The following is a 25,263-nucleotide window of genomic DNA, read 5'->3' as shown; positions in this document are numbered from 1 at the left end:
GCCTTAGGCAACGAGATTGCGGCTGGCCGCTGGCGTGGCCGGCTTCCCGAAATTGGCTTCGAGCCAGGCAATGGCGCTCGCGACATCTTCGATGGCGAAGCGCGCCGCGGTCTCGCCTTGCGGCTTGACGCGGATCGAGATCCCACCCGCGGCGTTGACCGTGTCGAAGCCGTTCTCGTCGGACGTATCGTCGCCGAGGAACACCGGACGCCTGCCGGTGAACGGATCGAGCTGCATGAAGCGCCGGATCGCGGCGCCCTTGGCCGCTTCGAGCGGCATCAGCTCGACGCCGGCATTGCCGGCGATCACGCGGTAGCCTTGCGGCAAGCGCGCAAGCGCTGCCTCGACCAATTCCGTCGCCCGCGCCAGAAGCTGCGGGGCGGCTCTCGTGTGGATGGCGAGCACCGGCCCCTTGCGCTCGACATAGACGGCCTTGCTTGCCAGCTCGAGTTCGATCTCGTCGGCGAGCGCCGTCATATCCGCCGGCTCGTCGGCGGCTTCGATCTTTCCGTCCGGCGCGAGCCTGTGTTCCAGCCCGTAGAGGCCGGCGATTCGCAGTTTCAACGGGTCGAACAGATGGTCGACGGCTGCTATCGAGCGCCCTGTGATGAAGGCGAGCGCACCGTCGAGCCGCCGCTCTATCATCGCCAGGAGAATGCGCAACTCCTCGCTGACCGAGACGGCGTCGGGATGCGCCGCATGCTCCAGCAAGGTGCCGTCGATATCGAGGAAAAGCGCCCACCGGCCTTCGGGCAGCGGCGGGGTAAAGTCTGCTTGAATGGTCATCGGAATCCGACTGCCTGTTTGCGTTCGAACATGGAGACGACATTGTCCCCGGTTGGGCCGGTCGGCCGGTCGTATAAGGCGGTGACCCGGTCGAGGTCGCCACGCTTTCTCAGCCGCGCCGCGTCGAGCAGCATGCTGCCGGCCCAGCGGTAGACATTGTTGTCGCGCACGATGTCGCGCATGCGCCGCATGCGCTCGTGCTGCTCGTCCGTTCCCATGGTCAGCGCCTGCAGCATCGTCTCGCTCATCATCGCCGCGTCGTAAGGATTGACGATCAGCGCCTCCAGCAATTCGCGCGAGGCGCCGGCGAAGGTGCTGAGCAGCAGCACGCCCTGCTCGTCGTCGCGCGACGCCACGAACTCCTTGGCGACGAGATTCATGCCGTCATGCAGACTGGTGACGAGGCAGATATCGGCGGCGCGATAAAGCTCATAGACCGAGGCTTGCGCATGGTGCTCGGCCACCATGACGACCGGCTGATAGGATTTGCTGCCGTAGCGCTGGTTGAGCTCGTCGGCATAGCGCAGGCATTCGTCGTGAAGCTGCTTGTAGGCAGGCAGCGTGCCCCGGCTTGGTGCAGCGATCTGCAGGAATACCACGTTGCCGACCGTTTCTGGATGACGGATGAACAGTTCCTCAAGCGCATGGAAGCGATCGAGGATGCCTTTGGTGTAATCGAGACGCTCGACGCCGACGCAGAGCTTGGCGCCCGCTGGAATTCTGAACCGCTTGCGCACGCGCGCCCTGCACTCCTCGACGCTCGGAAGGGTTTTCAGCAGCTCGACCGGCCACTCGATCGAGATCGGATAGGAATGCACCAGCGTCACCTGGCCGCCATAGGAAATGGCAGCGTCGGCTCGCTCGATCCGGCTTTCCATGAAACGGTCGACGCTTTCGGTGAAGTTGTTGGCGTGGAACTGGGTGTGGAAGCCCACGATCGAGCTGCCGAGCAGGCCGTCGAGGATGCGCTCGCGCCACGGGCAGATGCTGAACACTTCCGAGTTCGGCCACGGTATGTGCCAGAAGGTAATGACGATCGCCTCCGGCAGGCGCTCGCGGATCATGCGCGGCAGAAGCGCGAAGTGATAGTCCTGGACCAGCACGATCGGCCGCTCGTTGCGCGCCTCGGCAACCACCGTCTCGGCGAATTTGCGGTTGACGGCCTCATAGGCCTCCCAGTCCGATTCGCGGAAGATCGGACGCGTGAACGCGATGTGGCAGAGCGGCCACAGCCCCTCATTGGCGAAGCCAAGATAATAGCCTTGATATTCGTCGTCGCTCAGCCAGACGCGGCGCAGCGTGTAGGAAGGATTGCCGGGCGGCACTTGCATACGGTCGTTCCTGTCCACCACCGTCCGGTCCGCGCTGCCGCCGCCATAGGCGATCCAGGTGCCGGCGCAAGCGCGCGTGATCGGTTCCAGCGCCGAGACCAGCCCGCTCGCCGGCACGACAAGCTCGACGTCGCCGTCCCTGGTTTCGTTGTGGATATAAGGCTCGCGATTGGAGACGATGATGACCTGCGCATCCGGCAACTCATCCGCGAGGATCTTGCGCAACGTCTCCGGCGACCATGTGACCAGCGCCGCGTCGACCGATTGCCCGTTCTTCTCGAACTCGCGCAGCACCTTGCGCGCGGCCTCGGTAGCAAAGTCGTCGCCGGAAGCCGACGAAGCCGCGGCCCTCGGGTGATTGCGGCGGTATCGGGATATCGAAATGAAAATCGCGAATGCGGAAAGTCCAAGGCTTGCGAGAATGAGGACCAGTAACAGAACGCTATATTGTGTCATTGAAATGCCAGGCTGCCTCCGGCTGTCCGCTCTTTTGTTTTCGTTCTTGCCGGCTGCGGACGGCAGACCGGTCCAGCTGTGCAACGCACGAACCGGCCAGGGGTTCCGACATTTTTCGATTGTTGAACGCGGGCTTGCGACGCCTTCTTCTAAGTCCGCACGATAAGCGGCACCTGGCCTTCATGACGATCGGAAAGGAAGGCGGCGACACGGTCGCCTACCCGCTGGAAGGTCAAGTCGACGACCTTGTCCCCGACGCTCAGATGCCGGAGCATGAGAGTGTCGATACCGATCGGCAGCCTTGGGCGCGTGACATGCAATTCGCCTTCCCAGCCATCGATTTCCAGGCCCAGACAGGCCTGCATCAGCATGAAGGTGGAGCCTGCCGACCAGGCCTGCGGCAGGCAGGCCACCGGATAGGCGATTGGCGCTTCGCCCGGCGCCCGGGCGAAGCCGCAGAACAATTCAGGCAGCCGCATATTGAAATGCACGGCCGATTCGAAAGTACCGCTCATCAGCCGCACCACGCTGTCGCGTTCGCCGTAGCGCGCGAGGCCCACGCCGCAAAGCGCGGTATCGTGCGGCCAGATCGAGCCGTTGTGGTAGGACATCGGGTTGAAGAACACCGCATCGTCGGCGAGCGTCCGCAGTCCCCAGCCGGAATGGAAGGCGGCCGACAGCAACTGGTCGGCGACCAGCCTGGCGCGCTCGGGCTGCGGCAGCCCGACGAAAAGCAGGTGCCCGGCATTTGTCGTTCGAACCTTGCAGGGCTGGCCTTCGCCATCGATGGCCAAGGCGTAGAAATTCAGGTCGTCCAGCCAGAAATCGCGTTCCACGGCGACCCGCATTTCCTCGGCGCGGTTTTCCCAGTGCTCGGCATCCGCGAATTCGCCGCGGCGGCGCGCGAGCGCCGCCAGGCCGCGGAAGGCGGCAAAGACATAGCCTTGCACCTCGACCAGTGCGATCGGCCCCTTGGGGATGCGGCCGTCGGCGTGGAAGACCGAATCGAAGCTGTCCTTCCACCCCTGGTTGGCGAGGCCGGACTCGGCGGCGCGCTGGTAGGTGACGAAGCCGGTGGCGCGGCTCGCCTCCTCCGTCCATTCGGCGGCGGCCTTCAGCGAGGGCCAAAGCTTGTCGATGAAGGCCATGTCGCCGGTGCGGTCGGCATAGGCGGAAGCCAGATGGATATAGAGCGGCGTGGTATCGACACCGCCGTAGTAGCGACCGAAGGGAAGCTCGCGCAGCGCCGCCATCTCGCCCTTGCGTGTCTCATGCATGATCTTGCCGGGCTGGGAATCGCTGAAGGGCGAAGTCTCCGTCGCCTGGTGCTCGGCCAGAAAAGCCAGCACGCCGCGCGCCAGTCCGGGATTGAGCCAAAGCATCTGCAGGCTCGAGATCACGCCGTCGCGGCCGAACGCGGTAGAAAACCACGGGATGCCGGCATAGGGATAAGGCCCGGTCGAAAGCTCGGTGGTAAGCAGCGCCACATCGGCACGGGCGCGCTCGACCCAATCGTTGAACACGCGCCCCGAGCTGTGCACCGTGGCGCCGTGCCTGCGCTTGGCGCGCATGCCGAACCGCGCGCGCGCCGCCGCGGCGCGGAAGCGGTCGCGATCGGGCGCGTCGGCGACCGCAGGGCCGACCTCGACGTAAAGCACCTTTTGACTGCGCTTGGTCACGGCGATGAGGAAATCGGCGCGATTGTCGCTCAACTGGTCTGGCGCCTGCGAAAAGGAGATTGCCGAAAGTCGCGGCAGACCGTCCAGGCCATCATAGCCGAGCAGGACCGAGGTCTTGTCGGTCTTGGCGATATGCGTGGTGCCCCGCTTCACCCGGGTGGAGCCGCGCACCTCGAACATGTCGCGAAAGTCGGCGGCGAAATGCAGCGAGGCGGTGATGGTGGAATGCTCGCGGCTGTAGTTGGAAAGCGTGATGCGCTCGAACAGCCTGTCCTGCCAGATCAGCCTGACGCGCTCGATATGGATCGCGCCCTGCGGCATATCGCGGCCGGCAGCGCTTTGAATAGGCAGGTTGGTCAGGTTGGACGTGAACAGCACATTGTCCTGGCTGAGCGATGCGCCGAGCAGCGACATCGGCCTGCCGCCGATGGTCAGCCGGAATTCCGACAGCACGCGCGTGTCATCGCGGAAGAAGCCGTCGCCGGCGCCCCTGATGTCGCCATAGGCGTCGGCGACGGCGAAGCAGTCGCCCTGCTTGAGAGCAAAAAGCCGGTGCGGTTCTCGCGGCGCCGTCTCGTCGAGCGAGGAAAGGGCCACGGCAGGATCGAGCTTGCGCTCGTCGAGCTTCGTCATTCGTCACCTCTTTCGGTTGCCCCACCCTAGAGCATGATGCCGAAAAGTGTGAAGCGGTTTTCGGACGACATCATGCTCTATCTCTTTGATTTAGAGCCGGATTCAGACTTCAGGTCGAACAGACCTGAAATCATCCAAGGTCAGGAGGCCTTGGCCTCCGGCATGCCGGTCAGACGCATATAGGCAGAAAGGTAGTCGCGCGCCATTCTTGTCGCCGAGAACCTTTTCTCGAAGACTGCCCTCACCTGCCGCCGGTCGAGTTCGAGAAGCGCGGGCATCGATGCGACCGCATCCTCGACATTGTCCACGACGAAGCCGGTGACGCCATTGTCGACGATCTCCGGCAGGGCGCCGTTGTTCCAGGCGATCACCGGTGTGCCGCAGGCCATGGCCTCGATCGCGACGAGGCCGAACGGTTCCGGCCAGTCGATTGGGAACAGCAGGCCTGTCGCGTTGCCCAGGAATTCGGCCTTCTCGTCTTCCGTGATCTCGCCGACATAGTCGATGCGGTCGCCATCGATGAGCGCCTCGATGTTGTCGCGGAAATAAGCGCGGTCGTCGTCGCCGATCTTGGCCGCCAGCTTCAACTTCAACCCGGACCGCCGCGCGATCTCGATGGCGCGATCCGGCCGCTTGTCGCGGGACAGGCGTCCGAGGAAGGCCAGATACGGCTCTTCCGCTTGCGGCTGATAAGTCGGCTGATAGGCATCGAGCGGCAATCCGTGATGGATCGTGGCGAGCCAATTCGCATCGGGCAAACCGCGCTTCTGGCTCTGCGAAATCGAGATCATCGGGAAACGCGGAAAACGTTGGTACGCCGGCGCCAGGTCGACATAGTCGAGCCGGCCATGCGGCGTCGTCACCGTGCGACCCGCGATCTCCTCGAAAAACGGAAAATGCAGGAAGTGGCTGAGATGGAAATGGATGACGTCGAACTCGCCGGCGCGCTCGCGCACATCGGCGAGCATCGCCAGATGCGCGGCGATTTCCGATTTCTTCGGCCGCGGATCGAGGCGGATCGCCTGGTCGCGACCTGGCACCAGTCGGGCCGATGTCTCGCTGTCGCCGCTCGCGAACAGCGTGACGTCATGCCCGAGCTCGACGAGTGCTTCGGTGATGTAGAAGACGATCCGCTCGGTGCCGCCATAAAGTTTCGGCGGCACGGATTCGTAGAGCGGCGCGACATGGGCTATGCGCATCGGGTCCCTCGACTGCTGACGCGAAGCAAAATGCGTCAGCCGCGAGATCGTTCCTGCCCAATTGGTCGCGGGTCAAAGCAATTCCAGGAAAAGTGCGAAGGGTTTTCCGTCCGGAATTGCGTAAAACAATCTTGGCTCAAGACCTACGACCACGCCGCGCCAGCATGTTCACCACCACCAAATTCCGATATTTCGGCTGCGAGCCTGCGGGCTGGCCCAGGCTTTTGGCCAGTTGCTGGTCGTCGATATAATTAAATCAACTTGATTTTCTAAAGTAGCAATCTACAGTTCCGTGACTGGTAACGACCGCATGACCCTCAAAAAAGCCATCTCCGGCACAAATCTCGAGCAGGCGAAATCGCACAATCGGCGCGTTGTGATCGAAGCGATCCGCGTCAACGGCGCGCTGTCACGGGCCGCGATCGCGAGGCTGACGGCGCTGTCGTCGCAGACCATCTCCAACATCGTCGAGGAATTGGAAGCGGCCGGGCTGCTGCGTCCTGAAGCAACGCTGAAAGGCGCGCGCGGCCAGCCTGCCGTTCCCTACTCCATCAACCCGGATGGCGGTTATTCGATCGGCCTGCAGCTCGACCACCAGCTAGCCGTTGGCGTCGTCACAGATCTTTCCGGCGCCGTCCGCGCGCGCATCGAGAGACATGTCGACCGGCCGACTCCCACTGAGGCCATGCCCCTGCTTGCCGCGATCTCAAGCGACCTGATCGCAACCTGCCGACTGGACCGGACAAGACTGCTTGGCGCCGGCATGGCGATGCCCGGGCCGTTCGGCGTCGAAGGCATGACTTCGGTCGGCCCGACGGCCCTTCCCGGCTGGCACGACTTTCCGGTCGCCGACGAGCTGGAACGGCTCACAGGCATCACCGTCACCGTCGAGAACGACGCCACGGCTGCGGCCATCGGCGAGCGGCTTTATGGCGTTGCACGCAAGCTCGGCAGCTTTGTCTATCTCTTCATCGGGACGGGCCTCGGCGCCGGCCTTTTCCTCGACGGTCATCTCTACAAGGGCTCTCGACACAATGCCGGCGAGATCGGCCACATCATCGTCAAGCCAGGCGGCCTGCCCTGCGATTGCGGCAAGCGCGGCTGCCTCGAGCGCTACGTCTCGCTGCGCGCTGCCTATGACAAGCTCGACCTGCCGGATCCCGACCATGCTTCTCCCGACCTGCTGGAAGAGCTTTTGGCAAAGGGCGACAGCCGGTTCGAAGCCTGGCTCGCCGAGGCGGTCGATCCGCTGCGGCAGGCGATCGATATCCTGGAAATGGCGCTCGATCCCGAGACCGTCGTGCTCGGCGGCTTCATGCCGCTGCCTGTGATCGAGGCGCTGGCCGGCCGGCTCGAACCGCTCCATCTCTCGGTGAGCTCGACCAGAGCCCGCGTCGCGCCACGCGTCGTGGTGGGCGCCGCGGGAAAGGACACGTCCGTCCTCGGCGCCGCGGCCTTGCCGATCTTTTCGGAAACCAATCCGCAGTTCGACGTGCTGCAGAAGCCGGTGGGCTAAAGGCAATTCCAAGAAAAGTGTGACGCGGTCAGGCTCGGCGGCTTCGCCGTAGCCTTCCGTCCGGAATTGCGTCGAAACAAGGCGCTATCGCGTCTGGCGTCCGGTCAGCCGCTCCAGCCCGAGCAGCAGCAACAGCGTCACGGCGACGAGCACCATGGTCAGCGCCGCGCCCGCGAAGACGTCGCCGCGATCGGTCAGGCTGAAGATCGATACCGGCAGCGTCACCCAGCCCGGCGGATAAACCATCACCGTCGCGCCGAGCTCGCCCATCGACAGCGCGAAGCTCAAGCCGAAGGCGGCGACCAGGTAAGGCGTGAGCAATGGCAGCGTGACATGCCAGAGTCGGTACGCAGGACGCGCCCCGAGGCTCGACGCCACTTGCTCGAAGTCCGGCGAAAGCCGCGCCAGCCCGGCCGAGACATTGCCGAAGGTGAAGGCCGAGATCAGCACGAAATGCGCGACCATGACGATGGCGATCGTACCGTTGAGCAGCAGCGGCGGATGGCTGAAGGCAACCAGCAAGCCGAGACCCACGGACACCGAAGGCACCGCGCTTGGGATGAAGAACAAAAGCCCGAGCACTCTCGCCAGCGTGGCGTCCTGGACACGCAGCGCGAGCGCCGCCCAGGTGCCGCTGACCAGGGCCAGCGCGCTGGCAAGACAGCCGGTGATCAGACTGGCCTGCACCGCTTTCCACGCGGCGCCCTGCATGACATCGCTGTAGTGCTCGACCGTCAGTCCGCTCGGCAGCACGCCGTTCCACTGGTCGGCCAGGCTGGAGAGCAGGATGACGGCGAGCGGAGCCAGGAACAAGACGCCGAACAACAGCGCGAAGACTGTCCAGATCAGCATGCGACCGGGGCGCGACCAGACCAGCATCTTTATGCTCCCAGCCGGCCGGCGGCGAACCGGTAGAGGCCGAACAGCCCGAGCGACAGCGCGATGTTGATGACGGCGATGATGCAGGCGACCTGATAGGCCGATTCCTGGATGGCCTTGCTGTAGATGAGCAGCGGCAAAGTGATGACGCCCTTGGCGCCGATGAACAGCACGATGCCGAATTCGTTGACCGTCAACAAAAGGCAGAGGCTGCCGCCGGCAATCAGCGCCGGAACGGCGGCGGGCAGAATGACCTGGCGAACGATGCGGAACGGCCGCGCGCCAAGCACGCTCGCCGCTTCGATCTGGCCGCGATCGACCAGCGAAAACGCGGCGAGCAGCGGACGCAGCACGAAGGGCGAGTAGACGGTGACCTCGGCCAGGACCACGCCCCAGGTCGAGTAGAGGAAGTTGACGGGCGACGCCTGCAGCGAGAACACTTCCATCAGCCCGGCGTTGAGCATACCGGCCGAGCCGTAGAGGAAGGTGAAGGCAAGCGTCACCAGGAAGGTCGGCAAGGCGATGAAGGTGTCGATCAGCCGGGCGATCACGCCGCTGCCGGGAAACGGCACGAAGGCGAGGATCAGTCCCAACACCAGCCCGACGATAAGGCATCCGGCGGTCGCGGCGACCGAAATGGTGATGGTGTTGATGAGCGCGTTGAGGAAGAAGCGCGCATGCAGCACACGCACGAATTCGGCGACATTGGCCATGCCGCTGTCGTCGGTAAAAGCCTGCTGGACGATCAGCACCAACGGATAGAAGAACAGCAGCGCCAGCAGCGCCGCCGGCGGCACGATCCAGAGCCGGCCGGGCACCTTTCTGGTTATCTGCGCGGGAAGGACGGCCGCGTCAGCCACGGACGTCTTCCGGAACGAGCGAGGTGTCGCCGGGCGTGAAGAACAGCGGCATCGCCGAGCCGCGCTCCGGCAGGCTCACCGGCAGCCTGGTCGCCGAGACGCGCACCGGCGTGCCGTCGACATCGAGCACCAGATGGGTGAGTTCGCCCTGCCAGTGCACTTCCTTCAGCGTGCCGACGATCCGGTTGGTGTGTTCCTCGTCGCCGGTGAGGCTCAGATGCTGCGGCCTGATGCAGAGCAAGGTCTTGTCGCCGGGCTTCTCGCTGCGTCCCGCGCCAGCAAGCAAGACATCGCCGAGCTTCGCCTTGGCCAGTCCCTTCGGCCCGGCGCCTTCCGCGACGGTCACCGGCAAAAGATTCGCGCGGCCGAGGAACTCGGCCGTGAAGCGGTTCGGCGGTCGGCGGTAAAGCTCCCCCGTCGGCCCGTGCGAGGACACCCGGCCGTCGCGCATGATGGCGATCTTGTCGGCAAGCGTCAGCGCTTCGGTCTGGTCGTGGGTGACATAGAGGATCGTCAGCCCAGGCAGGTCGCGATGCAGCTTGGCGATCTCCTCGACCATGTTGCGCCTGATCTGCGCGTCGAGCGCCGAAAGCGGCTCGTCGAGCAGGAGCACGCGCGGCCTGACCGCAAGCGCCCGCGCGATGGCGACACGCTGCTGCTGGCCGCCGGAAAGCTCGCGCGGATAGCGTTTGGAAAAGCCCGACATGCCGACGGTCGCAAGCGAGTCCTTGACGCGCTCGGCAACCAGCGCCTTGTCGGCGCCTTGAGCTCTCAGACCAAAGGCGACGTTGTCTTCGACCCGCATATGCGGAAACAACGCGTAGTTCTGCACCACCATGCCGAGTCCGCGCTCATAGGGCGGAAGATCGGTCACGTCGGTGGCGCCGATGCGGATGCGGCCGCTGGCCGGCCGGACGAAGCCGGCGACGGCCCGGAGCGCCGTCGTCTTGCCGGAGCCGGAGGGCCCGATCATCGCCAGGATCTCGCCAGGCGCGATGTCGAGCGTCAGCGGATGCAGCACGACATGCCCGCCATAGGCGACACTGACCTTGTCGAAGTGGACATTGGAGCCGGCGCCGCGAATTTTCGCGGCGTCGACGTCCATGACATTGCTTCCCGTGAAAGCGGGCACCGACATGGCTGCTCCTCCGGATTTGCCCACCAGGAGATCAACTTCCCGTCGCTTCGTTCCACTTCTTGACATAGTCGGGCAGCTTGGTAAGCGCATCGTCCCAGTTCGGCACCCAGATGGTCACGCCCTTCATCGCCTCCTGCGCCTTGGCAAAATTGGTGTCGTCCGGTTTCACGTCCTTGCGGGCCGGCATGCCGAGCGCGACCGAGCTTACCGTCGACTGCGCTTCCTTGGACAGCAGGAACTCGATCAGCTTCTTGCCGTTGTCGCTGTTGGGCGCGCCGGTGACCAGGCCGATTTCATAGGGCAGCGCGAAGGTGGAGCGGGTGCCGTCCGGACCCGCGGGCCAGAACACCTTGATGTTCGGATTGTCGGCCATCTGCGACATGTTCATCTGCAGGTCGCCATTGGCCACATGCAGCTCGCCCTTGTTGACCAACGCGGTCAGCTTGCCGGTCGAGGCGGACGGGCCGACATTGTTGTCCTGCAGCTTCTTCATGAATTCGAAGCCGGCGTCCTCGCCGCCGAAGGCGTGGATGATCTCAAGCATGACAGCGGTGCCGTCGCCGGCCTGGCCGGGCGTCGAATACTGGATCTTGCCCTTGAATTTCGGATCGAGCAGGTCGTTGTAGCTCTTCGGCGCTTCCGACAGCACGGCGCTGTTGTAGATGAAGTTCATGTAGTTGTTGACCAGCGGCCGGTACTTGTCGGTGCCGCCATCGATCTGGTCGGAGCCTTCGGGCTTGAAATCCTGCAGCAAGCCGTCGGCTGCGGCACGCTGGATGAAGGGCGGCAGCGTGACGAGAACGTCGGCCTGCGGGTTCGACTTCTCCTTGGCCACGCGTTCGACGACGCCGCCCGAACCGCCCTCGATATACTGCACGGTGATGCCGGTGGCCTTGGTGAACGCGGCGAATTCGGTCTCGTACCAGCTGCCATTGCCGTCATGCAGGCCATCGGCCGAGTAGATGGTGACGACGCCGTCGGCGAAGGCCGGCGCGACGAGCGCCGACGAGCCCAACAGTGCCGCGGTAAAGGCCAGAGCTACGGTGAGATTTCGCGATTTCATGGTCAGTTCCCCTTTGATTGAAAGGCACAATCTGCGACGCACTCGTGATGGCATTGGTCGGCCCGCCAAGGGCTCAGTAGCGCTGGTGCATGTCGTCGTTGTGTCAACTTTGAGGGTCGCCGATCGATAAGTAAAATCTATTTATTTTATGACAGGCAAGTCTCTGCTGATATTTGTCACGGAACTGTCGCATGGCCGTTGCAGGCGTGTTCTCCTGCACTCCTGGTTGCGATACCTCACGGAAATGACGGATTCTTCAGCGAAATTCGACGCCCGTCGTTTGCGCGCGCAAGCGCGGGTCGTGCGAGCGGATCGTTACCGGCCGACCTTCGAGCAGCTCGAAACAGCGGGCCAAAGTGTCATCCTCAAGCCGGCGCATCGCCTCATGCGTGAAGAAGGTGAGGTGCGGAAACAGGATCACATTGTCGCGATCGAAAAGCGCGCTCATCAGATGACCGGACCTGGCCAGCGGCTCCAGCGAGTAGACGTCGAGCCCGGTTCCGGCGATGCGTCCGGCAACGATCGCTTCGACAAGCGCTGCCTCGTCGATCAGCGCCCCGCGCGAGACGTTGATGAGGATGGCCGAAGGCTTCATACAGGCTAGTTCTCGGCCGCCGATCAGGCCGCGTGTCTGCTCGTTCAGGACGCAGTGGATCGACACGAAATCGCAGGCGCCGAGCATGGCATGCAAATCGTCGATCTTCTCGATCCCTGCATCTTGCATCGTCGCAGCGTCGATGCCCGGATCGTATCCGAGCACCCGCGCCCGAAACCCCTGCCCCGCCATGCGGGCCATGCTGCGACCGATCTTGCCGCAGCCCACCAGGCCAAGCGTCGATCCGGAGATGTCCCGTCCGAGCCAGCGCTGCTCGGGCCAGATCCAGCCGTCGCGCGAGACAGCGGCCGTAATCGCCGGCAGCCGTTTCGCCAGCGCGATCATCAACGCGAAGGCGCCCTCGGCCACCGTCTCCTCGGCATATTCGGGAACATTGACGACCGGAATGCCGCGCCGCGTCGCCGCCTGGATATCGATGGCGTCGATGCCGACGCCGTATTTGACGATGCCCTTGAGTCTGGGCGCCGCCTCGATGACCCGCGCGGTGATCGGCGTGTAGCACATCAGGATAAGGTCGACGTCGGCGACCGCCGCCATCAGCTCGGCTTCCGGAATTCCGTCCGGCAACGTCACCAGCTCGACACCGCGCGCCATCAGGCCCGCGTCGATCCCCGGGCATTCGAGCTCCCTGTCGGTGCGGACAGCCTTCATCGGGTTCACGCCGCCAGCACGGCGGCCTCGACGATGTCGAGCGCCTGGTCGAGATCAGCGCGCGCAATCACCAGCGGCGGCGACAGCGTCAGCACATTGCCCTGGCTGATCTTGAAGCTCAGCCCCTGGTCGAGGCAGCGATAATAGATCCGCTCGGCAAGAGCCCGCGCCGGGGCACGGCTTGCCTTGTCCTCGACCATCTCGACGCCGAACATCAGCCCCCTGCCCCTGACGTCGCCGACGAATGGCGAGCGCCGCATGAGGTCGCTCATACGCGCCAGCGCATGGGCGCCAAGTTCGGCCGAGCGCTCGACCAGGCCTTCCTCGCGGACAATGGCGATGGTGGTCAGCGCGGCGCGCGCCGTCACCGGGTTCTTCTCATGCGTATAGTGGCCGATCGCATAGTCGCCGGCGACGTCGAGATCGCGCCGCGCGATCACCGAGGCGATCGGCAGGATGCCGCCGCCGAGCGACTTGCCGAGCACGATGATGTCGGGCGTCACGCCGTCATGCTCGGAGGCGAAGAATTTTCCGGTCTTGCCGAGGCCGGTCGGGATTTCGTCGAAGATCAACAGCGTGCCGTGCCGGTTGCAGGCCTCGCGCACTGCCTTCCAGAAGCCAGGCGCCGGCACCAGCGGCGTCGCGCGCATCGGCTCGGCGATGAAGGCGGCGAAATCGCCCTCGCGCCCCAGCACGTAAGCGATCATGCTGGCGCACGCGCGCGCCGAGTCCTCCAGCGAATTGGTGCCGTACGGGCAATTATTGGGCGCCCAGGGCGCAACATGCTCGGCGCCGGGCAAAAGCGGCCCGGCGATGCCGGAGCGGAAGGTCGCCTCGCCGCCGACGCTGGAAGCGCCGAAACCAGCGCCATGAAACGCGTCCCAGAACGACAGCGTCTTGAACCGGCCGGTGGCGGCGCGCGCCAGCTTCAGCGAGACCTCGATCGCGTCGGAGCCGCCCGTCGTGAACAGCACCTTGCCGAGGTCCCCCGGCGCCAGCTTGCCGAGCGTCTCGGCAAGCTCGACCGCCGGCTCGCAAGTGAAGCGGCGCGGAGAGAACGGCAATTCATCCATCTGCTTGGCGATCGCTTCCTTGAGTCGCGGATGGCCGTAGCCGATATGGTGGACGCTGTTGCCGTGGAAATCCATGTAACGGCGTCCGGCCGTGTCCTCGATCCAGATGCCTTCCGCCTTGGCGATGGCCGAGACGCAGGGGCTGGAAAGACTCTGGTGCAGGAAGGCGTCGGCGTCGCGACGCAAAAGCTCCTGCGAAGGCGCGTGGCTCTGCCTCGCGCTCCATTCCTGTCGGGCGGCGGCCTTGTTGGATTCGCCTTCGGTATGGATGAGCGTCATTGGCCGAACAACTCCGTTATGGTCTCCTCGCCAAGCCCGAAGCCGGTGCTGGCGCCGGTGCCGCTGGTAACGATCACCAGCCGCACGTCTTCATGCGGGGTGTCGCGCAGCACGGCATTCTTCGCTGAAGCGTAATATCCCGTCCAGCGCGCAAGCACGTTCGGCACCGTGCCGAACAATGTCTTGAATTCATCGAGGATCAATTGGTCGACGGCTTCCGATCCGAACGGATCGAGCGTGAGCCCGTAATGATGGGAGTCGCCGACGACCAGCGAACCGTCCGCGCTCTGCACGACGATCAGGTGAACGCCGTTGGCCAGCGCGGCTCCGCGCTGCTCGCCCAGCTTGCTTCGCAACACGGCGGCCTCAGGAAGGCCGGCGAAACCGCCATAGCGCAACAGGCTGAGATCGGACATCAGCGCCGACTGGAGCCGGAAACCGGGGGCGGCCAGCCGCAGCATCTGGAGCTTGCAGCGCTGCACGCCGTGCTTGCCGATCAGTTCCGGATAAAGCGAGCTGAAATCGTCGCCGGGACAGACGACGACCTTTTGCGCATGGACACGTCCCGCGCTGGTTTCCACGAAGGGCGGCGCGATCTCGGTCACCGACACGCCGGTGCGGAACACGACGCGGAACTTCTCAGCCAGGAACGACGCCAGCCGCGGCAGCACCTCGCGTGACTCCACGCGCAACTCGAACGGGCTGTAGAGCCCGCCGATGATTGCTTTCTCGTCAAGGCCGGCCTGCTGCGCGACCACTTGTCGAGCGGTCAGAAGCCCGCACGCGCTGCCATGCTCGCCAGACTTGAACGTCTCCAGCAGGGCCAGTGCTTCCGGCCGCTGCGCCACGATCAGCTTGCCGCGGTGCAGGATCTCAATGCCCGCCTCATTCGACAGCTCGAGCCAGATCTCGCGGCTGCGTTCCGCCAGCCGGCGCGACGGGCCCGACTCCTGTCCCGTGACGACGACGAGGCCGAAATTGCGGATCGAGGCGCCATTCGCTTTCTGGTCGCGATCGATGACGATGACGCGCAAGCCGCGCCGCGCCGCCGCAACAGCATGAGCCAGCCCAAGAATGCCGGAGCCGACAACAGCAAGGTCGAAACTGTCCTTCACGGCACTTACCAAGGCAAGGAGAAGGTCTTGACGTTGGTGTAGCTCTTCATCGCCTCGATGACGCCTTCCTTGTAGCCGTTGCCCGAATCCTTGATGCCGCCGAACGGGCTCATCTCGATGCGGTATCCCGGCACTTCCCAGATGTTGACGGTGCCGACCTTGAGGCCGGTTATGTATTTCTGCATGCGGCGGAAGTCGTTGGTGCAGACGCCCGACGACAGGCCGAAGGCCGTGGAGTTCGACAACGCGATCAGCGCTTCGTCATCGTCCGGCGCGCGCACGATCGGCACGATCGGCCCAAAAGTTTCCTCCATCACCAGCTCGGACTGGTGCGGCACGCGGTCGACGACGATCGGCGGCAGCAGCGCGCCCTTGCGGCCTGGATTGTAGAGCACTTCGGCGCCTTGCTCGGCCGCCATGTGGACACGGCTTTCGAACAGCGCGGCAGCCTTCTCGTGCACCACCGTGCCGAGCTGCGTTGCCGGGTCGCGCGGATCGCCGAAGCGGATTGCCTTGGCACGCTCCAACACCATCGGCACGAAACGGTCGGCCATCTTTTCCTGCACCAGGATGCGCTTCACTGCCGTGCAGCGCTGGCCGGAATTCTTGGTGGCGCCCGCGACAGCCAGATCGGCGGCTTTCGCCAGATCCTCGTCCGAAAGATCGTTGAGGATGATCAGCGGATCGTTGCCGCCAAGCTCCAGCACCTGGCGCTTGTAGCCGGCCTTCGACGCGATCATCTTGCCGACCGGCACGCCGCCGGTGAAGGTGATGAGGTCGATATTGGGGTTGGCGATCATCTCGTCGCCGATATCGGCGGGCCAGCCGGTGACGACCGAAAGCATTTCGGGCGGCAGGCCGGCCTCGTAGAGGATGTCGGCCAGTATCAGCGCGGTGATCGGCGTCAGCTCGGTCGGCTTGACCACCACGCAATTGTTGGTGGCGATCGCCGGCGCCACCTTGTGCGACACCATGTTGAGCGGATGGTTGAACGGGGTGATCGCCGAGATCGCGTTGAGCGGCTCGCGGATGGTGAAGATCTTGCGCTGCTTGCCATGCGGGGTGAGATCGCAGGAAAATATCTGCCCGTCGTCCTGGATGGCCAACTGACCGCTGAGCGTAAAAACGTCGAACGCGCGACCGACCTCGTAGAGCGAATCCTGCTTGGAGATGCCGAGCTCCAGCGTGATGAGATCCGACAGCTCGTCCTTGCGGGCATTGAGCAGTTCGGCGGTCCTGAGCAGGATCTTCTGCCGCTCGTAGCGCGTCAGCTTCGGCTGGTAGGCAGCCGCGATCTCGAAGGCGCGCCTGGCATGCTCCGCCCCGCCCGCGGGCACCGTGCCGATGACGGTATCGTTCCAGGGGAAGCGCACTTCCAGCCTCTGCTCGGCGTCGACCTTCTCGCCGGCGATGCGCATCGGTTCGTGGCGGACTTTGATGGCGGGATCGAGTTGGGTCATGGGTTGGTTCCAGTCTTGGATATGTCGCGGGGTCGAACCCCCCACTCCGGCCCTTCGGGCCACCTCTCCCCGATCGACGGGGAGAGGAAATCTTGTGAAGTCAGCGCCCCGACGTTTGCAGGCTAAGCCGCAGACAGCCCTGGCGCCTTTCCTCTCCCCCGTCGATCGGGGGAGAGGTGCCGAGCGAAGCTCGGCGGAGTGGGGGTCGACCGCCACGCCCAACTCAACCCAGCGCAGCCGCCATCGTCGCGTAGTAGAAGGCGTCGAAGTTGCGCAGAACCGGCTCGTTCGGCAGGTCCGGCAGCACGCGGTTGACGATGAAGGGCACCTCCTGCTCGGTCAGCCCGCCATGCGAGCGCAACGGCTCGTCGAGCGCGGCCAGATTGTGCCGGTGTTCGGACGTGCCGATCGTCTTGTTCTCGCCCGAGATCAGGATGATGTCGCCCATGCGGTCCTCGGGCAGTTCGAAGCGGGCGCAGCCTTCCTCGCGGCCGAGCACCAGGATGATGTCCTCGACCTTACGCAGCTTTTCCATCACCGCCTCGCGGTCCGCGCCTTTGGGAAGGTAGGCAGTGGCGAAGGAGCCCAGCGCCCCATGATGCACGACATAGGGGTCGGTGATCGGCAGGATGACACGGGCGGCGTCCTTGCCCAGCCATTCGTCGAGAAGGTCTTGCACATAGACCACGTTGGGCGAGCCGTCGGCATGATGCTTGGGCTTCATGCCGTGGTCGGCGGTGACGACGATCGCCGCGCCCAGCGCATCCAGCTGCGCCAGATATTTGTCGAACATCTCGTAGAAGGCGTTGGCCTGCGGCACGCCTGGCGCGTATTTGTGCTGCACGTAGTCGGTGGTGGTGAGATACATCACGTCCGGCCGGAACTCCTTCAGGAGTTGCACGCCGGCGGCGAAGACGAATTCCGAAAGCTCCGCGGAATAGACCTCGGGCACGGGCAGGCCGAAATGCTTCGACGCATTGTCGATGCCGTGCTCGGCTTTCGTCGTGGTGTCGGACCTCTCGGCTGAGAAGCACATCGCCCGGCCGTCGTCGAACTTCAGTCCCTTGCCGAGCAGCGCCCTGAGCTTGTCCTTGGCCGTCACCACCGCCACCTTGGCGCCTGCATCGTAGAAGGCCTGGAACACCGTCGGCGCGCGCAGGAACTTCGGGTCGTTCATCATCACCTCCTCGCCCGTCTCCGGGTTGTAGAGGTAGTTGCCGCAGATGCCGTGCACCGCTGGCGGCCGGCCGGTGGCGATCGACAGATTGTTGGGGTTGGTGAAGCTCGGGATCACCGAATGGGCAAAACGCACCGTGCCCTTCTTCTTGATCCTTTCCAGCGCCGGCATCAGCCCGGCATGAATAGCCTCGTCGAGATAGGCCGGCTCGCAGCCGTCAAGGCAAATGGCGATAGCCGGCACGCGCGGCCAGGGATAGGAACGGCCGTTCGCCGCGACGTTGACGGGAGACATCTGGTTCATCTCAAGGACCTTTCAGGCGGCGAGCTTGGCGCGCTCGGCGATTGCGGCAGGTGACGGTGCGGCGGTGTCGACGCCCATTTCGTTCAGCGATTGCGCGGCTGCTTCGACCACACGGCGCATGACATGCTGGTCCATCTGGCCGATGCAGCCGATGCGGAAGGAGTCCACCACCGTGAGCTTGCCCGGATAGATGATGAAGCCCTTATCCTTCATCAGTTCGTAGAACCTTTCGAAGGCGAAGTTCGGATGCGCAGGGTTGAAGAAGGTGACGATGATCGGCGACAGCCAGCGATCCTTGAGCAACGTCTCGAAACCGAGGGCGCGCATGCCGGCCACCATGACGTCGCGGTTCAGCGTATAGCGCGCGCCCCGGCCGGCGACGCCGCCTTCCGCTTCGTGCAGGCGCAGCGCCTCGAGAAAGGCCGCGACGACATGGGTCGGCGGCGTGTAGCGCCACTGCCCGGTCTTGTTCATGTTCGCCCATTGCGCATGGATGTCGAGCGACAGCGAATGGCTGCGCCCCTTGGCTGCCTCCAGTTCGCTCTTGCGGGCGATGACGAAGCCGAAACCCGGCACGCCCTCGATGCATTTGTTGGCCGACGACACCATCGCTTCGTAGCGGATTTCATTGACGTCGAGCGGGATGGCGCCGAACGCGCTCATGGAATCGACCAGCAGCTTGCGGCCGCTGGCATAGACGGCCTCCGATATCTCGGCGATCGGGTTGAGGATGCCGGAACTGGTCTCGCAATGGATGGCGATGACATGGGTGATGGCGGGGTCGGCCTCGAGAGCCGCCGCGACCTCTTCGCCGCGCGGCGGCAGATAGTCGCCCTTGTCGATCAGCGTGTAGGCGCGGCCGATATACTGCATGGTTTGCGCCGCGCGCAGCCCGTAGGCGCCATTGGCCAAAACCAGCACCTTGCCATCCCTGGGAACGAACGAACCGAGCATGGCTTCGACGCAAAACGATCCGCTGCCCTGCATCGGCACGCAGTCGAACTCGTCACGGCTGTCGCCGGTGAGCGCCAGCAGGCGGCGGCGAAGCTCGGCGGTCATGGCGCGGAAATCGCCGTCCCAGGAGCCCCAGTCGCGCAGCATTGCCTGCTTCACCGCGTAAGCCGTGGTGAGCGGGCCGGGCGTCAGCAGATAAGGTTCGCCGAGTGCCGGCCCATCCAGCGGCTTGGCCGCCGCAAGTTTCATCTCAGCGAGCATGCTGCCCTCCCACTTCGATCCTGTCATCGGAATATGACAGTCATTCTCGGCGGGTAGGACATATTTGTAAAATCGTTATTTTGTATTGATGTATCGATCTGATTGATGATAACAGCCTGACGCTCAGGCGCCAATACGGGAACCACGCGGATGCGTTATGTCCAGCTCAGAGCATTTCATCAGGTGGCCATTTCCGGCGGCTTCTCGCGTGCGGCGGAGGCGCTTTTCCTGACCCAGCCGGCGATTTCGGACCAGGTGCGCAAGCTGGAGGAAGAATATGACGTGCTCCTGTTCAACCGGAACAAGAAGCAGGTCACGCTGACCACTCAGGGCCAGAGGCTGCTCGAGATCACCCACCGCATGTTCGAGACCGAGCAGCAGGCGCTCGAACTTTTGACCGAATCGCGCGCGTTGCGCTCCGGCACGTTGCGCATCGTTGCCGACGCGGCGCACCATCTGCTGCATATCCTTGGCGCCTTTCGCGCCCGCTACCCCGGCGTCCAGGTGTCCGTGCGCTCTGGCAACACGGAAACCGTGATCAGCAGCCTTTACAGGTATGAAGCCGATATCGGCGTTCTCGGCGAAATGCCGGCGGGACGCGATTTCGAGATGCTCAAACTCAACTCGACGCCGATCACCGCCTTCGTCTCCGCCGAACACCCGTTGTCGGACAGGAAATCGCTGACGCTCGGACAACTCGCGCGGGAACCGCTCGTGATGCGCGAGCGCGGTTCGAAAACGCGCAAGAAGCTGGAAGATCTCGCAGCGGCTTCGAATGTCGAGCTGAAGCCCGCCATCGAAGCGGAAGGCCGTGAGGCCGTGCGCGAGATCGTCGCCTCCGGAGCCGGCGTCGGTTTCGTCTCGGCGGCCGAGTTCGGCCACGACTCGCGGCTGGTGCCGATCACAATCGACGCGCCGGAGACGCTGATGGACGAAGCGCTGATCTGCCTGCGCGAGCGCAGCGGCGGCAAGCTCGTGCGCGCCTTCCTCGACATGGCCCGCTCGATGTCGGGGGATTGAGCCTAGTTCCTACGTGGATCCGGGCGCCGCGGCGGTGACCCGCCACACCGTGTTGCCGACATCGTCGGCAATCAGCAGGGCGCCGGATTTGTCGACGGCAACGCCGACCGGGCGGCCCCTCGCCTCGCCCTTGTCGTTGAGGAAGCCGGTGACGACGTCCTGCGCCATGCCGTTAGGATGCCCGCCGCTGAACGGCACGAAGACGACCTTGTAGCCGTTGAAGCGGGAGCGGTCCCAACTGCCATGCTCGCCGACAAAGGCACCGCCGCGATAGGATTGCGGCAGGTTGCTTGCGGTGTAGAAGGCAAGCCCGAGCGGCGCGACATGCGAGCTCAGCGCGTAGTCCGGTGGGATGGCCTTCGCCACCATGTCCGGCCGCTGCGGCATCACGCGCGGATCGACGTGCTGGCCGTAATAGCTGTATGGCCAGCCATAAAAGGCGCCGTCCTTCACCGACGTCATATAATCCGGCACGAGGTTGGGCCCGAGTTCGTCGCGCTCGTTGACCACCGTCCAAAGCGCCTTGCTTTCAGGTTCGAACGACAGCCCGTTGGGATTGCGCAGCCCGCTGGCGAAGATGCGGGAGCGGCCGGTGGCGCGGTCGACCTCCCAGATCGCGGCGCGGTCCTTCTCGGCCTGGATGCCGTTCTCGGTAATGTTGGAGTTCGAGCCGACGCCGACATAGAGCAGCGCACCGTCGGGACTCGCCACCAGGCTCTTCGTCCAGTGATGATCGATCGGCCCGCCCGGCAGTTGCGTCAGCACCTTGCCCGGCGCCGTGATCTTTGTGTCGCCCGGCTGATAGGGATAGCGCACGATCGCGTCCGTATTGGCGACATAAAGGTCGTTGCCGACCAGCGCCACGCCGAAGGGCGAGTTGAGATGGTCAAGGAACACGCCCTGGTAGTCCGGCTTGCCGTCGCCATTGGTGTCGCGCAACAGTGTGATGCGGTTGCTCGGCCCGGTGTCGCCGCCGGAAGTGACCCAGTTCTCGACCCAGCCCATGACGATGTCCTTGGGCCGCTTGACCGATGCTTCGGTCGGCGCCGTCGATTCCACCACCAATATGTCGCCATTTGGCAGCACGTAAAGCGAGCGCGGATGCTGAAGTCCCTTAGCCATCGCCTCGATCTGCAGGCCCTGCGCGACGGTCGGCTTTTCGTCGTTTTTCCACCCGACCACCGAGGCCAGATGCATCGGCGGGAACAGGTACTGGTTTATCTCCGGCAGTTTCGGATTCGGGCCGATCTGCGTGTTCGGGTCGGTGTTGTCGTCGCTGCAGCCGGCAACGCCCACGGCCATTGCGCAGCAAAGCGCCGCGGTCGTCCATTTGATCGCGCTGTCAGACCGTCTCATCGGCCACTCCTACATGATGGCGATAGACCAGCCCCCAGCCGAGCCAGCCGGTGAAGATCAGGATGATCACCACCAGCGCCGACAGGATCAGCCCGGTTGGCACGACGGACGTCCAGGCATCGCGGGTGTGGATGAGCATGTTGAAGAAGGACAAAACAAGCGCGACGAGATTGCCGGCCATATGCAGCCATGCCGTCGGCTGAGCGCGTATCTTGCGGTCGCCAAGAAAGTCGGTAAGCCCCGCGATGGCGGCCAGAATACCGACGATGACACCCACGGTTACAAGCCAGGCCGAAAAATTGGCCCAGGTCATTTCGGCTGTCTGCCAATAGACGATATCGGTGAGCAACGTCCCGACGAAACAGGCGATCGGGATGGTGACGAGCATGGGATGGATGGGATGGCCAACTATGCTTGCCGTGGATTGCGGGTTGTCCATGCGGAAGCTCCTTTCCGCGCTGCTGCTTGGATGTAACAGCGCGAAAAGACGAATGTTCCGCCGGAAATTCTCGCGCTCACCAGAAGGTGAATGCCCGATGGTCAGCCATGGCTGACGCGGAATAGACCGTTCCAGGGCGGCCGGGCGCGCATTTCACGGAAGACAATCACGCAAGCCGCGCGGCATGCCACTTCAGGTGATCGTCCATGAAGGTCGAGATGAAATTGTAGGAATGGTCGTAGCCGTCCTGCATGCGCAGGGTGAGGTCGATCCCTGCCTTCTTGCATGCCTCTTCGAGCAGCCATGGCCGAAGACCATCCTCAAGGAAGCCGTCGGCCGTGCCCTGGTCGACGAGAAACTCAGGATAGCGCTTGCCGTCCTCGATCAGAAGCGTCGTGTCGTAGGCGCGCCAGCTCTTCTCGCCCGGCCCGAGATATTTTTCGAAGGCCGGCCGCGACCAGCCGGCCGTCGACGGTTGCACGATCGGCGCGAAAGCCGAGCAGCTCCGGTAGCGTTGCGGATTCTTGAGCGCGATCGTCAGCGCGCCATGTCCGCCCATCGAATGGCCGAAGATGGCCTGGCGTGCCATGTCGACCGGGAAGTTGGCGGCAATCAGCGCCGGCAGTTCCTCGGTGATGTAGGAATACATGCGATAGTTTTTCGCATAGGGCTCCTGCGTTGCATCGAGGTAGAAACCGGCGCCGCAGCCGAACTGCCAATTGTCCTTCTCGTCGGGAACGTCAGGTCCACGCGGGCTGGTATCCGGACACACGATGACGAGCCCAAGCTCGGATGCCAGCCGCCGGTACTCGCCCTTGTCCATGACGTTGGCATGCGTGCAGGTGAGGCCCGACAGGTACCACAGGACCGGGAGCGGCCCGTCCTTGGCCTGGGGCGGCGCGAAGACGGCGAAGGTCATGTCGCAGGCGCAGACCTCGGAAGCGTGGGAATAGACACCCTGGATACCGCCATGCGATTTGGAGGTGGAAACGACCTTCATCGGTTCTGCCTTTCGTCTGGAAATATCGACCGGCATAACCGCCGGCCGGGCCTGGCGCAACCTTGCACCTTGCAAAACTGTCGGGCGATGGAAGAGGCCGCCGCCGGTTAGCCTGCCGGCCTGTGCCACCGGCAGCCGCCCAATACCGACTGGGGCCAGATCGGGCTTCGCCGCAAAGCTCTCCATTGTCGATGCATTGCCGACGGAGAAGACGCGCGTTGTCCGATTATCTGAACGCCCTTTAGCTTTCCTTGTTTGAGGTCGCCGGCAGCCGGAGTAATAGTCGCGTCGGAATTCGTGAGGAGGAGACGATGACCCTGAACTTCGACCCGAGGGCGAAGGCCACCACGCTCTACCATGGCGAATTCCGGCCGATGTTCATTGGCGGCAAATGGGTCGCGGCGCAATCCGGTGAGGAGATGCAGGCGCTGAACCCGGCGACGGGCGAAGTGCTGGCAACCGTGCCGCGCGGGTCGGCCGCCGACATCGACGCGGCGGTGGCCGCGGCGCGCGCGGCCTTCGAAGGCCCCTGGTCGAAATTCTCGCCTTACGAGCGGCAATGCGTGCTTTTGCGGATCGCCGACCTGTTCGAGAAACATTGGGAAGAGCTCAGCGTCTCCGACACGCTCGACATGGGGTTGCCAATCACCCGCACGCTGGCCAACCGGCGCCGGGTCATCGGCATGCTGCGCTTCTATGGCGGCATGGCGACCGCGCTGCATGGCGAAGCGATCGACAATTCGATCCCCGGCGAGATCGTCACCTTCACCCGGCGCGAGCCGGTCGGCGTCGTCGGCGCGATCATCCCCTGGAATGCCCCGACCGCCGCCTCGATCTGGAAGATCGCGCCGGCCCTGGCGACCGGCTGCACCATCGTGCTGAAGCCGTCGGAGGATGCATCGCTGACGCCGCTCCTGATCGCACGGTTGATGCAGGAAGCCGGCGTGCCCGACGGTGTCGTCAACATCGTCACCGGAACCGGCGCCGAGGCCGGCGCGCGGCTTGCCGAGCATCCCGACGTCAACAAGATCGTCTTCACCGGCTCGACGCTGACCGGCCAGGCCATCGCCCGCGCCGGCGTCGCCAACCTCAAGCGCGTCTCGCTGGAGCTTGGCGGCAAGTCGCCGATCATCGTCTGCCGCGACGCCGATATCGACAAGGCCGTGCCGGTCGCGGCGATGGCGGTGTTCGTGCATTCCGGCCAGATCTGCATTGCCGGCTCATGCCTGTTCGTGGCGCGCGAGATCCATGACGAATTCGTGCGCCGGGTCGCCGAGTTCGCCGGCAAGCTGCGCATCGGCCACGGCATCGAGGCGGAAACCGAGATCGGGCCGCTGATCAATGCGAGGCAGGCCGGCAAGGTGGAAGGCTACATCAAGGCCGGCAACGACGAAGGCGCCAGGCTGGTCGCCGGCGGCTCAAGGCTGACGGGCGAGCTCTATGACGGCGGCAACTTCATCGCGCCGACCGTCTTCGGCGCGGTGTCGGACAAGATGACCATCGCGCGGGAAGAGATCTTCGGGCCGGTCATCTCGGCGATGCCCTTCGACACGCTGGATGAGGTCGTCGCGCGCGCCAACGCTACGCCTTACGGTCTCGCGGCCGGCATATTCACCACCAATCTCGGCACCGCGCACAAGCTCGCGCGTCGCGTCAAGGCCGGCTCGGTCTGGGTCAACATGTATCACGCCATCGACCCGGCCGTGCCGTTCGGCGGCATGAAGATGTCCGGCTACGGGCGCGAGGGCGGCGTCGAGCATCTGCACGAGTATCTGGAGACCAAGGCGGTCTGGATCCAGACCGACTAAAGAAGGCGCTCCGTAGACCTGCTCGCCAGCTCGCGCAGATCGGCGCGGATCAGGTTCATCAGTTGCTCCGAGAAGGAGTGCTGCACATAGCCCGCGCGGTAACGATGCGCCGGCAGGACAGAAAGTCCAATGTGGACCATTTACCCGCGACCCCCGGCGAACTTGTCGTTTAAGCCTTTTGGCACCGCTCGGAGGCGCGGTGTTGGGAGGT

The 25,263-nt window shown here is 64.2% G+C and carries 21 protein-coding genes; 3 read left to right on the top strand and 18 right to left on the bottom strand.

From position 1 onward, the window contains the following. Positions 1 to 3: 3 nt before the first annotated feature. From otsB to FJ417_RS12300, 4 genes are all read right to left on the bottom strand, one after another. Positions 4 to 786, bottom strand: coding sequence for a trehalose-phosphatase (gene otsB, locus FJ417_RS12315; RefSeq protein WP_140783617.1), 783 nt, complete (start codon positions 784 to 786; stop codon positions 4 to 6). Further along, positions 783 to 2,573, bottom strand: a complete 1,791-nt coding sequence (locus tag FJ417_RS12310) for a trehalose-6-phosphate synthase (RefSeq protein WP_140640138.1) — start codon at positions 2,571 to 2,573, stop codon at positions 783 to 785. The genes otsB and FJ417_RS12310 overlap by 4 nt, the downstream gene beginning before the upstream one ends. Positions 2,574 to 2,722: 149 nt before the next feature. After that, positions 2,723 to 4,885 (bottom strand): amylo-alpha-1,6-glucosidase, encoded by a 2,163-nt coding sequence (locus tag FJ417_RS12305; protein WP_140783616.1) that lies wholly within the window; start codon positions 4,883 to 4,885, stop codon positions 2,723 to 2,725. Positions 4,886 to 5,025: 140 nt separating this feature from the next. Next, a complete protein-coding gene (locus FJ417_RS12300) occupies positions 5,026 to 6,084 on the bottom strand; it encodes a glycosyltransferase family 4 protein (protein WP_140783615.1) in 1,059 nt (352 codons plus the stop codon). A gap of 310 nt (positions 6,085 to 6,394) precedes the next feature. On the opposite strand from FJ417_RS12300, the gene FJ417_RS12295 reads away from it, so the two are divergent. Continuing rightward, complete coding sequence (locus FJ417_RS12295; protein WP_140706630.1) at positions 6,395 to 7,600, top strand: ROK family transcriptional regulator; 1,206 nt, start codon at positions 6,395 to 6,397, stop codon at positions 7,598 to 7,600. Between the two features lie 84 nt (positions 7,601 to 7,684). Here FJ417_RS12295 and FJ417_RS12290 read toward each other — a convergent pair whose 3' ends face one another. From FJ417_RS12290 to FJ417_RS12245, 10 genes are all read right to left on the bottom strand, one after another. Continuing rightward, a complete protein-coding gene (locus FJ417_RS12290) occupies positions 7,685 to 8,479 on the bottom strand; it encodes an ABC transporter permease subunit (RefSeq protein WP_140783614.1) in 795 nt (264 codons plus the stop codon). A gap of 2 nt (positions 8,480 to 8,481) precedes the next feature. Then, positions 8,482 to 9,339, bottom strand: coding sequence for a 2-aminoethylphosphonate ABC transporter permease subunit (locus FJ417_RS12285; RefSeq protein ID WP_140783613.1), 858 nt, complete (start codon positions 9,337 to 9,339; stop codon positions 8,482 to 8,484). After that, positions 9,332 to 10,477 carry an ATP-binding cassette domain-containing protein gene (locus FJ417_RS12280; protein WP_140783612.1) on the bottom strand — a complete coding sequence of 382 codons (1,146 nt, stop codon included), beginning with the start codon at positions 10,475 to 10,477 and terminating at the stop codon, positions 9,332 to 9,334. The genes FJ417_RS12285 and FJ417_RS12280 overlap by 8 nt, the downstream gene beginning before the upstream one ends. Before the next feature lie 31 nt (positions 10,478 to 10,508). After that, positions 10,509 to 11,540: a 2-aminoethylphosphonate ABC transporter substrate-binding protein gene (locus FJ417_RS12275; protein ID WP_140783611.1), complete on the bottom strand. Its 1,032-nt coding sequence runs from the start codon at positions 11,538 to 11,540 to the stop codon at positions 10,509 to 10,511. A gap of 256 nt (positions 11,541 to 11,796) precedes the next feature. After that, positions 11,797 to 12,807 carry an NAD(P)-dependent oxidoreductase gene (locus FJ417_RS12270; protein ID WP_140783610.1) on the bottom strand — a complete coding sequence of 337 codons (1,011 nt, stop codon included), beginning with the start codon at positions 12,805 to 12,807 and terminating at the stop codon, positions 11,797 to 11,799. Between the two features lie 5 nt (positions 12,808 to 12,812). After that, positions 12,813 to 14,159: an aspartate aminotransferase family protein gene (locus FJ417_RS12265; protein ID WP_140783609.1), complete on the bottom strand. Its 1,347-nt coding sequence runs from the start codon at positions 14,157 to 14,159 to the stop codon at positions 12,813 to 12,815. Continuing rightward, on the bottom strand, positions 14,156 to 15,274 hold the full coding sequence (locus tag FJ417_RS12260; RefSeq protein ID WP_140783608.1) for a TIGR03364 family FAD-dependent oxidoreductase: 1,119 nt from the start codon (positions 15,272 to 15,274) through the stop codon (positions 14,156 to 14,158). The genes FJ417_RS12265 and FJ417_RS12260 overlap by 4 nt, the downstream gene beginning before the upstream one ends. 5 nt (positions 15,275 to 15,279) lie before the next feature. Continuing rightward, positions 15,280 to 16,734: a phosphonoacetaldehyde dehydrogenase gene (gene phnY, locus FJ417_RS12255; protein ID WP_140783607.1), complete on the bottom strand. Its 1,455-nt coding sequence runs from the start codon at positions 16,732 to 16,734 to the stop codon at positions 15,280 to 15,282. Between the two features lie 223 nt (positions 16,735 to 16,957). Beyond that, positions 16,958 to 18,214 carry a phosphonoacetate hydrolase gene (gene phnA / locus FJ417_RS12250; RefSeq protein ID WP_140783606.1) on the bottom strand — a complete coding sequence of 419 codons (1,257 nt, stop codon included), beginning with the start codon at positions 18,212 to 18,214 and terminating at the stop codon, positions 16,958 to 16,960. Between the two features lie 12 nt (positions 18,215 to 18,226). Next, entirely contained in the window at positions 18,227 to 19,429 is a 1,203-nt protein-coding gene (locus FJ417_RS12245; protein ID WP_140783605.1) for a 2-aminoethylphosphonate--pyruvate transaminase, read from the bottom strand. 150 nt (positions 19,430 to 19,579) lie between these two features. Here FJ417_RS12245 and FJ417_RS12240 point away from each other — a divergent pair, with 150 nt between their 5' ends. Next, positions 19,580 to 20,449 carry a LysR substrate-binding domain-containing protein gene (locus tag FJ417_RS12240; protein WP_140783604.1) on the top strand — a complete coding sequence of 290 codons (870 nt, stop codon included), beginning with the start codon at positions 19,580 to 19,582 and terminating at the stop codon, positions 20,447 to 20,449. A gap of 9 nt (positions 20,450 to 20,458) precedes the next feature. Here the strand turns inward: FJ417_RS12240 and FJ417_RS12235 are convergent, their stop codons facing one another. The 3 genes from FJ417_RS12235 to fghA form a co-directional block, all read right to left on the bottom strand. Further along, positions 20,459 to 21,751, bottom strand: coding sequence for a sorbosone dehydrogenase family protein (locus tag FJ417_RS12235; RefSeq protein WP_246672273.1), 1,293 nt, complete (start codon positions 21,749 to 21,751; stop codon positions 20,459 to 20,461). A 40-nt stretch (positions 21,752 to 21,791) separates the two neighbouring features. Further along, positions 21,792 to 22,244, bottom strand: a complete 453-nt coding sequence (locus FJ417_RS12230; protein ID WP_140783603.1) for a DUF2231 domain-containing protein — start codon at positions 22,242 to 22,244, stop codon at positions 21,792 to 21,794. A 166-nt stretch (positions 22,245 to 22,410) separates the two neighbouring features. Then, on the bottom strand, positions 22,411 to 23,244 hold the full coding sequence (gene fghA / locus FJ417_RS12225) for an S-formylglutathione hydrolase (RefSeq protein ID WP_140783602.1): 834 nt from the start codon (positions 23,242 to 23,244) through the stop codon (positions 22,411 to 22,413). Positions 23,245 to 23,555: 311 nt separating this feature from the next. Here fghA and FJ417_RS12220 point away from each other — a divergent pair, with 311 nt between their 5' ends. Beyond that, positions 23,556 to 25,052 carry an aldehyde dehydrogenase family protein gene (locus tag FJ417_RS12220; protein WP_140783601.1) on the top strand — a complete coding sequence of 499 codons (1,497 nt, stop codon included), beginning with the start codon at positions 23,556 to 23,558 and terminating at the stop codon, positions 25,050 to 25,052. Here FJ417_RS12220 and FJ417_RS33100 read toward each other — a convergent pair. Beyond that, positions 25,049 to 25,192 (bottom strand): hypothetical protein, encoded by a 144-nt coding sequence (locus tag FJ417_RS33100; protein WP_181183205.1) that lies wholly within the window; start codon positions 25,190 to 25,192, stop codon positions 25,049 to 25,051. The genes FJ417_RS12220 and FJ417_RS33100 overlap by 4 nt on opposite strands. Positions 25,193 to 25,263 lie beyond the last annotated feature (71 nt).

Source organism: Mesorhizobium sp. B3-1-7 (genome assembly GCF_006439385.1).
Lineage (GTDB): Bacteria > Pseudomonadota > Alphaproteobacteria > Rhizobiales > Rhizobiaceae > Mesorhizobium.
Note: the sequence above shows the minus strand (reverse complement) of the source record. Positions and strands in the feature narration are given on the sequence as shown.